Genomic DNA, 11891 nt, shown 5'->3' on the forward strand with positions numbered 1-11891 from the left:
CGTGACGAATCCATTCGATGACAAGTCCGCAACGTTCTCCGTACTCGTGAACGAGTACCAGCAGCACTCCCTCTGGCCGGCCTTCGCCGCTGTACCGCAGGGCTGGGTGACAATGTTCGGCCCGGACAGCCGCGACGCCTGTCTCGACTACGTGTCCCGGACCTGGACGGACATGGCTCCGCGCAAGGTCGCCGAACTCGCCGCCTCGCAGTGATTCGGGTCGAGAACGTCAGCAAGAGCTTTGGCAGCTTCAAGGCCCTGGACGGCCTCACGCTGCACGCCGGCGAAGGGACCGTGCTGGGCCTGCTGGGACCGAACGGTTCCGGCAAAACCACCACCGTCAAGATTCTCACCACGCTGTTGTCCCCGGACAACGGTGACGCCCGGATCGCCGGCCACTCGGTCCTGACCGATCCGGACCTGGTCCGCCGCAACCTCGGGTTGTCCGGGCAGTACGCCGCTGTGGATGAGAAGCTCACGGCCTTCGAAAACCTGCACATGGTGGGCCGGTTGTACGGCATGAACCGGCGGACCGCAGCTGCCCGGGCGAACGAACTGCTCGCAAGCTTCCGGCTGACCGACGTGGCCGGCAAACGCTCCGGCACTTTCTCCGGCGGCATGCGGCGGCGGCTGGACCTCGCCGGGGCCATCGTGGCCCGGCCCAAGGTGGTGGTCCTGGACGAGCCCACCACCGGGCTCGACCCGCGCGGCCGCCTGGACACTTGGGATGTCGTATCAAGCCTTGTGGCGGACGGCACCACTGTCCTCCTCACCACCCAGTACCTTGAGGAGGCCGACCGGCTGGCGGACCACATTGCTGTCATCAACCACGGCCGCGTCATTGCCGAGGGAACGGCGACGGAACTTAAGCAAAGCGCCGGCACGGAACGGATCGACGTCGTTATGCGCGACGCCGCCGACCTCTCTGCCGCGGCCGGAGTGCTGGAGCGGGCCGCCGGCCTGGGTCTCCGGGCCGAGCAGGACCCGCAGAACCTGCGCGTCTCCATCGCCGCCCCGGAAGGCCACCGGCTGCTGGTCCGGGTCCTGTCCGAACTGGACGCCCGCGCCCTGCCGGTCGACGAGGCCTCCCTGCGCCGCCCCACCCTGGACGACGTCTTCCTGCGACTGACCGGACACGCCGCGGCGGCGGCCCCGGATTCCGGGACTACGGAAGTGCTGACTCCGGAGAAAGCCCGGGTGCCCGCATGAGCGCCATCACCGCAGCCTTCCGGGACAGCTCCGTCATTGCCCGGCGCAACCTCATCAATGTCCTGCGCACTCCCGGCGCGCTGGTCACCGGGATCGTGCAGCCCGTGATGTTCGTGCTGCTGCTGGGCTTCGTCTTCGGCGGCACCCTCGGCGGCGACCAGTACCGCAGCTATCTGATCGGCGGCATACTGGCGCAGACGCTGACCTTCAACGCCTCGTTCACGGCCGTCTACCTGGCCAAGGACCTCCAGCTCGGGCTGATCGACCGCTTCCGTTCGCTGCCGATGTCCCGCGTGGCCGTCATCCTGGGCCGCACCTCGTCCGATCTGTCCACGAGCGTGCTCTCCGTCGCTGTAACGCTCCTCTGCGGCGTGGCCATCGGCTGGCGGATCACCACCGGGCCGGTCTCCGCCCTGGCCGCGCTGGCCTTGCTCCTCCTGTTTGCCTTTGCCGTGTCTTGGATCGGGGCTGTTATTGCCCTGACGGCCAGGAGCGTTGAAGTCGCCCAGAGCCTGGGCCTCGTGTGGCTGTTCCCCGTCACCTTCGTCTCGGGTGCTTTCGTGTCCGTCAGCTCCCTCCCCGGCCCGCTCCGCGTCATTGCGGAATGGAATCCGGTCACCGCCGTCGCCACCGCCGCCCGCGACCTCTTCGGGAATGCGGCCCCGGCCGGATTCGGCGCCCCGGGCGGCTGGCCGGCTGAAAACGCCCTCCTGTATTCGGTGCTGTGCAGCGTCGGCATCATCGCCGTGTTTGCCCCGCTGGCGATTGCGCAGTACCGAAGGATCAGCAAGCGGTGACGGGGCCAGGCCACCCTGGCGCCGGAATCGAGTACGTGGCGATGCCGTCCACCGTGCTCCAGGAGGCCGCGGGCCGTGCCGGGTTGGGAGGAGAGACCGGGTTGTCCGGGAGCCTCGGGGGGTTGTCTCCGCGGGAACGCGACGCCTCGCACCGGTTCCGGCGTCCGGAGGACCGGTTGGACTACCACGCATCCCATGCCTTGTTCCGGCTGCTGGCAGCGCGGCGGCTGGGGCTGCGGCCAGCCGACGCCGCCGGGCTGGCGGTCCGGCGGATCTGCGGCAGCTGCGGCGCCGCCGACCACGGCAAACCCGCGATCGAGGGCGTCGCATTGAGCATGTCCCGCAGCCACGGAACTGTCATGGCGGCCGCAGGTCCTGCGGGAACCAGCCTTGGCGCGGACATCGAAAGGGTTCCCGGCAAGATGTTCGCGGGCTTCGACGAGTTCGTCCTCGCCCCGGAGGAGCGCGAGGCGCCGGACGGCCCTGGGCTGCCCTCCCCTCAACTGTCGAACGCAGGCCGGATCCGATGGTGGGTGGCGAAGGAAGCCGTACTGAAAGCCGCAGGTGTTGGCCTGGCTGTGCCACCTTCCAGCGTCCGGCTGGTCCCGGCGGGCATCGGCGGCACTTCCGGCCCCGCTGGCCCGGCCGGCCCGTTCCTTGCGGAATGCGCGGGCAATACCGCGGTCCACGGCCTCCTGGTTACACCCGTTCCGGCGCCGGAGGGCTATGCCGCGGCCGTGGCGGCCTCCGAATGCCTGCCCCTCCGGGCCGTGTCACTTGCCGAGATATTCGCCACTAAAGTTTAGTCGGCAAACATCAAACGTCTAACCTTTGGTTATGGCAAGCAGCACGGCGACATCCGCCCTCCCCGAGACAGCACCTCCCGCCGTCGCGCGCCCACCCCGCGGCGTCGCTATCGCCGGCGTCGTGGCGATTGTGCTGATCGGCCTCAACCTGCGCGCCGGCATCACCGGCGCGTCGGCACTGCTGCACGACCTGCAGCAGGTCCTGGGCTATGGGCCGCTGGTGGCCGCCATCATCCCGTCGGTCCCCACCCTCTGCTTCGCCGTGGCCGGCGCCGCCACCTCCTGGCTCACCCGGCTCCTGGGCCTGGAAAAGGCCATCCTGCTCTCGCTCGTGCTGCTTGCGGGCGGCCTCCTGGTCCGCGGCATTCCGTCCACCGGCATGCTGCTGGCGGGCACCGTCGTCGGGATGTCCGGGCTGGCGATCTGCAACGTGGCGATGCCGTCCTTCATCCGGGTCCATTTCGCGCACCGGACGTCGCTGATGACTGCCCTGTATACGGTGACCATGACCACGGGCGCCACGGCGGTGGCCGTGCTGATCGTCCCCGTGGCGCAGCAGCTCGGCTCGCCGTCGGCCGGGGTCGGCGCGATCGGCTTCCTGGCGCTCGGCGCCTGCCTGGGCTTCCTGCCGATTGCCCTGCACGCCCACCGCAACGCCCCGGCCGTCAAGGCCGGCCGGGTGTCGCCCTGGCCCCTGCTGCGGACCCGCACCGGCGTGCTGATCACGCTCGGCTTCACCGTGCAGGCCCTGCTGGCCTACTCCGTGCTCAGCTGGTTCCCGTACATGCTGGTCACCCTGGGCCTCACGGCCTCCGAGAGCGGGCTGATGTTCGGCCTGATGCAGCTGGTCTCCGTCCCGGCGGGCATGGTGCTGGTGGCCATCGGCTCACGGCCCCGGATGCAGCGCACCGCGTTCTACCTGTCCACCATCACCATGGCCGCCGGCGTCCTGGCCATGCTGGTCCTCCCGGTCGACTGGGCGCCGCTGACGGCGGTGCTGCTGGGCTTCGGGCTGGGCATCTTCCCGATGGTGATGGTGATGATCAGCCGCAGCGGCCGCACCACCGCGGAAACCACGGCGCTGTCCACGGTGGCACAGTCCGTCGGGTACCTGCTGGCCACGCTGGGGCCCTTCGGCATGGGGCTGCTGCACAGCTCCACCGGATCCTGGACACTGCCGCTGGTCCTGCTGCTGGCCGTGGCACTCGGCCAGATCGCCGTCGGGCATCTGCTCACCGCGCGGGCGAAGGCGCCCCGGCCCACGGAACCGCAGCCGGCACCGCAGCCGGCCGGGGAGGTCCGGCGATGACACTCAGCACGTCGCACCGGCCGCCGCTGGTCGAGGAAGTCACCGCCAAGCTTCGGGAACTGATCCACTCGGGCGAGTGGCCGCTGCAGCAGCGGATCCCGGCCGAACCTGAACTGATGGCAGCCCTCGGCGTCTCGCGCGGCACCCTGCGCGAGGCGGTGAAGGCGCTGGCACACAGCGGCATGTTGGAAGTCCGCCGCGGTGACGGCACGTACGTCCGGGCCACCAGCGAAATCTCGGGCGCCGCCCGGCGCATGTACCGGGACCATTCGCAGGTGCACATCCTGGAGGTCCGGGTGGGGCTCGACACCCAGGCCGCCCGGCTGGCCGCCCGCCATGCGACGGACGACGACGTCGCGGCCATGCGCGCGCTCCTCGCCACCCGCCGTGACGCCTGGCTGGCCGGGGACTTCAGCGCGTGGGCACAGGCGGACTGGGACTTCCACGTCTTCGTGGCCCAAGCCTCGGGCAATCCCCTGCTGCACGAGCTCTACATCAGCTTCGGCGCCGTCTTCCATGCCGACCTGCTCCGGCAGCAGGGCCGTGCCGGCTTCAACGGCCTCCCGCACGAAGGCCACGACGAACTCGCCGACGCCATCGCCGCGCACGACGAGGCGGCCGCCGTCGACAGCGTGCAGCGGAACCTCAACTCCTGCGCGGAGTGGATCCAGCAGTAGCCGCGGCAGAACAAAGGCCCCCGCACCGGACAGGACGTCCGGCGCGGGGGCCTTTGGCTTCGAGGCCGTGCGCTCTTAGCGTGCGAGACCCGCGAAAACGTTCTTGGGGCGCTGCATTTCCCCGTGCTTGGCGCCGAGGACAATCACGGTGCCGGCGAAAACGGGGATGGCCCACTGCAGGACCTTCAGCTGCTGCTGGGCGGAACGCAGTTCCTCCGAGGCGCCGGGCTTGGGCTCCGTGGCGCCCTTGGCACCCTCGCTGGCCAACTTGTCCACCTTGGCGCCCTGGAGCCCCGCGTACAGGCTGACTGCGGCACCGGCGAGCGTAACAACCGACTTGACGACGCTGAGGCGCATCACGCCGTCCTGCTTCGCCATGCGGCCCTTGTTCTCCCACATGATGGCGAGGCCGGAGACGAAGTGCGCACCGAAAGCCGCCGTCTGGACGGGGGCCCACTTCTTCCAGCCCAGGCTGGACAGCCGGGTGCGTTCGGCCGGGTCCTTCGCCTCCGCCGTCGCGCCGTTCAATCCGATGGCGCCCATAAGCGAACCGCCGAACCAGGCGCCTGCGGTGAGGTCGTGGATGGATCGGGCAACAAGATTACCTGCCATGTCGAGCTTCCTATCGTCTGCATTCGAACCGGGAACTGCCGCCTCCGGAAAGGCGGGCACCCGGCTATAGTAAGCACACTTATGAAGAACCTGATAGTTCCGGGTCCGGACGCCTCACTGCGTAGACTCGACGGCATGGAAGGCGAGACCCTCGGCGATGCCGTGGACGCGGCGGAGTCCGCGTCGAACAGCGCGGCGCTCGACGTCGTCGCCCGTTCCGGTTTTGCCGTGATGGCGCTGCTGCACATCGTGATCGGGGCGATCGCCGTGGCCCTGGTCCTCGGCGCCCCGGGCCAGGCCGAGCCCACCGGCGCCATCGAACAGCTCGCAGCCAACGCGTGGGGGCCGGCGGTGATGTGGGCGGGGTTCATCGCCTGCGCCGGGCTCTCGCTGTGGCAGCTGAGCGAGGCCACGCTGCGGGCCAGGCACCTCCCCCGCAAGCAGCGCATCGGCAAGCTCATCTCGTCGGGTTTCCTCAGCATCGCCTACGGCAGTGTGGGGCTGAGTTTCGCCCAGTTCGCGACGGGCAACCCGGGTGACTCCGGCGATTCCACCCGGGACTTCACCGCCGCCCTGGTCCGCCATCCGTTGGGGGTGCCGGCGCTGATCGCCCTGGGCCTGACCATCATCGGGATCGGGGTCTACTTCGTGGTCAAGGGCCTGGGGAAGAAGTTCAAGGAGGAACTGGCCCACTTCGAGGGCACCCGGCGGGGCCACCTGGTCAGCAGCCTGGGCGTCGCCGGCCACATCGCCAAGGGCGTGGCGCTGGTCCTGACCGGGCTGCTGTTTGTCATCGCCGCCGCCACCAACGATCCCGCCTCCTCCACCGGCCTGGACGGAAGCCTGAAGGCCCTGCGGGACCACCCGTTCGGGCCCGCGCTGCTCCTGGCAATCGGTGCGGGCTTCATCGCCTACGGGGTGTTCGCGCTGGTGCGGGCCCGCTTCGGCCGGATGTAGGTTCCCTCCCTGTTGGGGCCTAAATTTTGGGGATAAAGTTTGAGCTAGCCCCACGATCGGCCCCACCCATGAGTTACGTTCCCGTCAGCAGGCGCACCCTCCGGCGGCACCGTGAATCCGAACGGTCCACCCGGCGCCTCGTCATTCTCCTCTGCTTTGCCGCCACTGCGGCGTGGCTGCTGTCCGTCACCGCGTCCACCGCCGTCCACCCTGACGGTTTGGTCCACAACCTCGCCGTCGTGCTGCATGTCCTGGGCATGGTGGTGGCCTTCGGGGCCGTGATCCTGCTGGACTGGCACGGCTTCCTGTGGCTCATCGGGCGGCGGAAACTCGCCGAAACCATCCGGCTCGACGGCGCCGCCACGCCCCTGATCTGGGGCGGCCTCGCCGTCATGCTGGCCACCGGCGCGTTCCTGGCCCCGCGGCTGGCCAGCCCGATGACGGACCTCAAGCTGGCCGCCGTCCTGGTTCTCAGCCTGAACGGGATCATGCTGATCCCGCTGATGCGGCGGCTGGCCCGGCTGCCCGGCGATGCCCGGTTCGCGGACCTCAGCACCGGGCAGCGGACCCACCTGCTGGTGTGCCTGGTCATCTCGCAGGCCTGCTGGTGGACCGCGATCGTGGTCGGGTTCCTGAACGCCGTTTTCTGAGGGCGGACACCCAGCTACTGGGCAGCCCGCTACTGGGCTGGGCCCCTACTGGGCAGGATGCTACTGACCCGAGGCCTTCCGCAGCGGAACCACGTCGCCCTCGCGGTACAACAGTGCCCGCACCTCGGATTCGGCGGAGTCCAGCCGTTTCGGGTCGATGGTCTCCCCCGCGGCGAAGTGGTCCAGCACCCGCGGGTCCACGTAGCTTTTCCGAGCAATCGAGGGTGTGTTGCCCAGGACCTCAGAGGCGTCCACCATGGCCCGGCTCACCGCGCGCTTGCGGGCGGCCACCTTGGGCTGCGGTCCGGTCCGCGCCAGGCTGGCCGCCGCAGCCACAGTCCCCCGCAGGGTGCGGAAGTCCTTGGCGGTGAAGTCCTGGCCGGTGCGCTCCTTGACGTACTGGTTGATGTCGGAGCTGGACACCGGATGCCAGGTGCGGCCCTCCTTGTACGCCAGCAGCCGTGCGTTGCCGCCGCGGCGCTTGAGCTGGCGGACGACGGCGGCCAGGTCGGCGTCGGTGATCCGTGACTCCCAGGTCTTGCCGCTCTTGGCCGGGAAGCTGAGCTTGAGCACGTCTTTGCGCACGCTCACGTGCGCGCACAGCAGGGTGGCGAGGCCGTGGCTGCCGTTTTCGTTGGTGTACCGCTCGGAGCCCACCCGCAGCGAGCCGCTGTCCAGCATCCGGAAGGCGGCGGCCAGCACCCGCTCCCGGCCCAGTCCCTCGGAGCGCAGGTCCATGGTGACCAGGCGCCGGGCGGCCGGCAGGGTTTCGGCGAGCTGGAGGGACCGGTCGAACTTCAGCCGGTCCTTCTTCTCGCGCCAGCTGGGGTGGTAGATGTACTGCCGGCGGCCCACGGCGTCGAGCCCGGTGGCCTGGATGTGCCCGTTGTCGTAGGGAGCGATCCAGACGTCCGTCCACGCCGGCGGGATGCCGATGCTTTCCAGCCGGTCCCGCACCGGCCCGGGAGGCAGGGTGGAGCCGTCCAGGTCCTTGTAGCTGAAGCCGGTCCCGGCGGCCACCCGGCGGTAGCCGCGGCCCGACGCGTTGCTGTGCCGGAGCCTCACCGGCGGGCTCCTGGCGTGCGCTGTTCATCCATGACAGTAAGCCTACTGACCAAACCCCGGATTGCGGCCACCCCAACAAACAACGCGGGGTCATTTCGCGCCCATAATCCCCTCGGGGACGGGCGCGGAATGACCCCGCGTTGACTGAAACAGGCGTGGCTTAGACCTCCGCGGCAACCCCGCCGCGGGAAATCTCCACCATATCCTCGCGCGGAACCACCTTGATGCGCTCGCGCTGGACGCTGCCGTCTTCGGCGCTGGCCTGCTCGCCGAGGGACCGCTCATGTGCGTCCAGGGCCAGCCAGCCTTCCCAGCTGGTGTACTGCACGCCGCGGCTCTCCAGAAGTTCCACGATCTTCTCCGGGGCGGGCGCCGCGGCGGCCGGCAGGTTCTCCCGGTCCTCCAGCAGGTACGTCACGGTTTCCAGGGCGTCGCCCTTGGTGTGGCCGATCAGGCCCACGGGTCCGCGCTTGATCCAGCCGGTGGCGTAGAGTCCCGGGACGTGGGCGCCGGACGCATCCAGGACGCGGCCGCCGTCGTTCGGGACCACGCCCTTGCTGTGGTCGAACTCGACCTCGGGCAGGGCCGACCCGAAGTAGCCGATGGCGCGGTACACGGCCTGCACCGGGTAGTCGATGAACTCGCCGGTGCCGCGGGCGTTGCCGGTGCCGTCCAGCTCGGTGCGCTCGAACTTGATGCCGGCGACGCGGCCGGGAGCACCGGCTTCGCCGGTATTGTCCCCGTAGACCTCCACCGGGCTGTGCAGGAAGTGCAGGTGCAGGCGGCGGGAGGCCGTGAGCTCGGAGAGGTCCTCGGGCTGCTCGGCGATCCAGTTGGTGAGCGTGCCCACCATGGTCTTGGTCTGGTTGTTGCTCTGGATCTGGCGGTCCGATTCGGCGTCGAACTCAAAGTCCTCGGCGTAGAGGATGATGTCCACGTCCTTGGAGTGGGACAGCTCGCGCAGCTCCAGCGGGGTGAACTTCACCTGGGCCGGGCCGCGGCGGCCGAAGACGTGCACGTCGGTGACGGGCGAGGACTTCAGCCCGGCGTAGACGTTGTCCGGGATTTCGGAGACCAGGAGGTCGTCGGCGTGCTTGGAGAGCATCCGGGCGACGTCGAGGGCCACGTTGCCGTTGCCGATCACGGCGATTTCCTTGGCGTCCAGCGGCCATTCGCGGGAGACGTCCGGGTGGCCGTCATACCAGGAGACGAAGTCGGCGCCGCCGTAGGAGCCCTCGAGTTCGATGCCGGGAATGTTCAGGTCTGCGTCCTTGATGGCGCCGGTGGCGAAGATGACGGCGTCGTAGTGGGTGCGGAGGTCCTCGATGGAGAGGTCCGTGCCGTAGTCCACGTTGCCGAAGAAGCGGATGTCGCCGCGGTCCAGGACCTTGTGCAGGGCGTTGACGATGCCCTTGATGCGCGGGTGGTCCGGGGCCACGCCGTAGCGGATCAGGCCGTAGGGCGCCGGGTAGCGGTCGAAGAGGTCGATGCTCACCGTGAGCTCGCCGCTCTTGACGGCCTCGCTCTTGGTCAGGATGTCCGCGGCGTACACACCGGCGGGTCCGGAGCCGACGACGGCGATGCGCAGCGGGCGGGCGGCAGTTCCTACAGGGGTGTTCGTTGACACGGCTGTGTTCCTTCGTTCTTCTGCAAGCGACGGGTTAGGGGGTCAGTACACGGGTCTGGGTGGAGCGGGGCGCGTTCGGGGTGGTGGTGCTGTAGTCCGCGGTCTTGAAGTGCGACGGCGCGAACGGGCTGACGCGGACCACGTCACCGATCACGATCACGGCGGGGTTCGCGACGCCTGCGGCCTCCGCCTGGTCCGCGATGGTCCCGAGCGTTCCTATGGTCACCCGCTGGTCCGGCAGATAACCATTCTCTACGATGCCAACAGGCGTCTCCGCTGGCAAACCGGCGCGTCCCAGCGAGGCCGCGGATTCGCGCAACTGGCCCACTCCCATGAGCAGGATCACGGTGTGGTCCGCGCGGGCCGGCACCTCGGCCAGTTCCTCATGGCCGGTGACCACGCTGAAGCCCTTGGCCAGCCCGCGGTGGGTGACCGGGATCCCCGCAGCCGCGGGAACGGAGATGGCGGAGGTGACGCCGGAGACCACTTCAACCTCGACGCCGTGCTGCCGGCAGAATTCGGCTTCCTCGCCGCCGCGGCCCAGGACGTACGGGTCGCCGCCTTTGAGCCGCACCACCCGGTGGCCCTGCAGCGCCTCGTCCACCAGGATGCGGTCGATCTCGGCCTGCGGGACGGGGTGGTGGCCCGGGGTCTTGCCGACCTCGATCACGCGGACGTCGGGGGCCAGTTCGGCCAGCAGGTCGCGCGGGCCCAGGCGGTCTGCCACGACGACGTCGGCCTGGCCCAGGAGCCGGCGGCCGCGGACGGTGATGAGCCCGGTGTCGCCGGGTCCGCCGCCCACCAGGGCCACGGAACCGGCGGCGGTGGTGGCGCGCTGCCGGCGCAGCGGCAGGTCGCCGGTGTCCAGGGCGGTGGCGACGGCGTCGCGCAGGGCCATGGCGCGGCGCGGGTCTCCCCCGGCGTTCACGGCGATGTGGACGTCGTCCACGACGGCGACGGCGGGGGTCCAGGCGGCGGAGGCCTCATGGCTGGAGGCGTTGACGCACCAGATGCGCTGCGCCTCGGCGTCGGCCGCGACCTGCGCGTCCACGGCGGCATCGCCGGTGGCGGTCTGCACAAACCAGACGCCGTCGACGTCGGTGCTGCGGTACGCGCGCGGCTCCCAGGCGAGGAGGCCCGCGCCGGCGAGGGTTTCCAGGGCCGGGCAGGCAAGGGGCGCCACCACCGTGACCTGGGCGCCGGCGTCGAGCAGTCCTTTGGCGCGGCGTGCGGCGACGGGGCCGCCGCCAACCACCAGAACGGGCCGGCCGAGGAGGCGCAGCGCCGTGGGGTATATGTCCTGAAGTGCCATGCATCGACGATAGGGCGGCGTCATCAGGCGGAACAACGGTCCGGAAACACCCGTTCACGCAGGGTAATGCCGCGTCACAAAGCCCTGCCGCCGGCGGCCTGTCAGCGGCCGGTCAGCGGTCTGTCGGCGGCCGGTCGGCGGTCCGGGGGCACTTTGGCGGCCGCAGGAGCCTTTCCGGGCCCGCCTGGCGGCGGGTCCGTGTCAATGTGCCCCCGGACCGCCACCCCGGATAGGGGCGCCACCCCGTATAGGGGCCATTCTCGGTAAATCGACGCGCACTGGACCTCCAGGACCTCCTAGGGGCCACCCATTTGCCACGAATGGCCGCCACCAACCGCCCGGACCCACCCATTCACCACGAATGGCCGCTAAACCATCCCGGATGGCGGCCATTCTCGGTAAATCGACGCACCGCCCGCAGCCCACCGATACCCGGGGGCCCGCCGTCGTACGCGTTGGCGCGTGCTGGGAACTGCTAGTGAAGTACCCCGCCGTCGAGGTGCCCGGCGTCGAGGTGCCCGGCGGGGGCGGCGGCGGGCTACTTCACGGCGATGAGCTCCACCAGTTTGATGTCCGGGTCCTTCGACAGCAGTGTGGGGCCGTGTTCGCCGAGGGCCGCGGGGATGGCGCCGTTGAGGTGCGCCTGCCGGGCCTCCTCGGTGTCGAAGGTATCGAAGATCCCGAAGGTGTACTCGTTGACCCGGAAGGCGTACCAGGTCTGCGTGCCGGGTTCTTTGAGCACCACGTCCCGGCCCTCGTTGAGGAAGTCCCAGACCTCCTGTTCCTTGCCCGGTTTCGCCTCGACCAGTGCCAGCACTCCATATTTTGGTGCCACGGCTGTCTCCTCAGAATGTGGCTGGATGGGCCGCA

Annotated in this window: 13 protein-coding genes; 8 read left to right on the forward strand and 5 right to left on the reverse strand. The window is 69.7% G+C overall.

Features of this window, described 5'->3' with window-relative positions; translation table 11 throughout:
• Position 1: 1 nt before the first annotated feature.
• From AR539_RS15370 to AR539_RS15395, 6 genes are read left to right on the forward strand one after another with little or no spacing between them, the layout of a single operon-like run.
• Entirely contained in the window at positions 2-214 is a 213-nt protein-coding gene (locus AR539_RS15370; protein ID WP_066438753.1) for an MbtH family protein, read from the forward strand.
• The gene (locus AR539_RS15375; RefSeq protein ID WP_066438756.1) at positions 211-1209 is read left to right on the forward strand and encodes an ATP-binding cassette domain-containing protein; all 999 of its coding nucleotides are present in this window, start codon (positions 211-213) and stop codon (positions 1207-1209) included. The genes AR539_RS15370 and AR539_RS15375 overlap by 4 nt, the downstream gene beginning before the upstream one ends.
• On the forward strand, positions 1206-2006 hold the full coding sequence (locus AR539_RS15380) for an ABC transporter permease (RefSeq protein ID WP_066438757.1): 801 nt from the start codon (positions 1206-1208) through the stop codon (positions 2004-2006). The genes AR539_RS15375 and AR539_RS15380 overlap by 4 nt, the downstream gene beginning before the upstream one ends.
• On the forward strand, positions 2003-2812 hold the full coding sequence (locus tag AR539_RS15385; RefSeq protein WP_157361027.1) for a 4'-phosphopantetheinyl transferase family protein: 810 nt from the start codon (positions 2003-2005) through the stop codon (positions 2810-2812). The genes AR539_RS15380 and AR539_RS15385 overlap by 4 nt, the downstream gene beginning before the upstream one ends.
• A 31-nt stretch (positions 2813-2843) precedes the next feature.
• Positions 2844-4121 carry an MFS transporter gene (locus AR539_RS15390; RefSeq protein WP_066438760.1) on the forward strand — a complete coding sequence of 426 codons (1278 nt, stop codon included), beginning with the start codon at positions 2844-2846 and terminating at the stop codon, positions 4119-4121.
• Positions 4118-4798, forward strand: coding sequence for a FadR/GntR family transcriptional regulator (locus tag AR539_RS15395; protein ID WP_066438763.1), 681 nt, complete (start codon positions 4118-4120; stop codon positions 4796-4798). Before AR539_RS15390 ends, AR539_RS15395 begins: the two co-directional genes overlap by 4 nt.
• Before the next feature lie 75 nt (positions 4799-4873).
• On the opposite strand, the gene AR539_RS15400 is transcribed toward AR539_RS15395, so the two are convergent.
• Positions 4874-5410: a hypothetical protein gene (locus AR539_RS15400; protein WP_066438766.1), complete on the reverse strand. Its 537-nt coding sequence runs from the start codon at positions 5408-5410 to the stop codon at positions 4874-4876.
• Positions 5411-5545: 135 nt separating this feature from the next.
• Between AR539_RS15400 and AR539_RS15405 the strand changes: the two genes are divergently transcribed.
• Positions 5546-6367, forward strand: coding sequence for a DUF1206 domain-containing protein (locus AR539_RS15405; protein WP_066440050.1), 822 nt, complete (start codon positions 5546-5548; stop codon positions 6365-6367).
• A gap of 68 nt (positions 6368-6435) precedes the next feature.
• Positions 6436-7017 (forward strand): hypothetical protein, encoded by a 582-nt coding sequence (locus AR539_RS15410; RefSeq protein ID WP_066438769.1) that lies wholly within the window; start codon positions 6436-6438, stop codon positions 7015-7017.
• 60 nt (positions 7018-7077) lie between these two features.
• On the opposite strand, the gene AR539_RS15415 is transcribed toward AR539_RS15410, so the two are convergent.
• From AR539_RS15415 to AR539_RS15430, 4 genes are all read right to left on the reverse strand, one after another.
• Positions 7078-8082, reverse strand: coding sequence for a DNA topoisomerase IB (locus tag AR539_RS15415; protein ID WP_066438775.1), 1005 nt, complete (start codon positions 8080-8082; stop codon positions 7078-7080).
• A 160-nt stretch (positions 8083-8242) separates the two neighbouring features.
• A complete protein-coding gene (locus tag AR539_RS15420) occupies positions 8243-9709 on the reverse strand; it encodes an FAD-dependent oxidoreductase (protein WP_066438777.1) in 1467 nt (488 codons plus the stop codon).
• Between the two features lie 34 nt (positions 9710-9743).
• Positions 9744-11021 (reverse strand): uroporphyrinogen-III C-methyltransferase, encoded by a 1278-nt coding sequence (gene cobA, locus AR539_RS15425; protein ID WP_066438778.1) that lies wholly within the window; start codon positions 11019-11021, stop codon positions 9744-9746.
• A gap of 538 nt (positions 11022-11559) precedes the next feature.
• Entirely contained in the window at positions 11560-11856 is a 297-nt protein-coding gene (locus AR539_RS15430; protein ID WP_197410646.1) for a putative quinol monooxygenase, read from the reverse strand.
• Positions 11857-11891: the final 35 nt, after the last annotated feature.

The sequence above is a fragment of the Arthrobacter sp. EPSL27 genome, assembly GCF_001512305.1.
GTDB lineage: Bacteria > Actinomycetota > Actinomycetes > Actinomycetales > Micrococcaceae > Arthrobacter.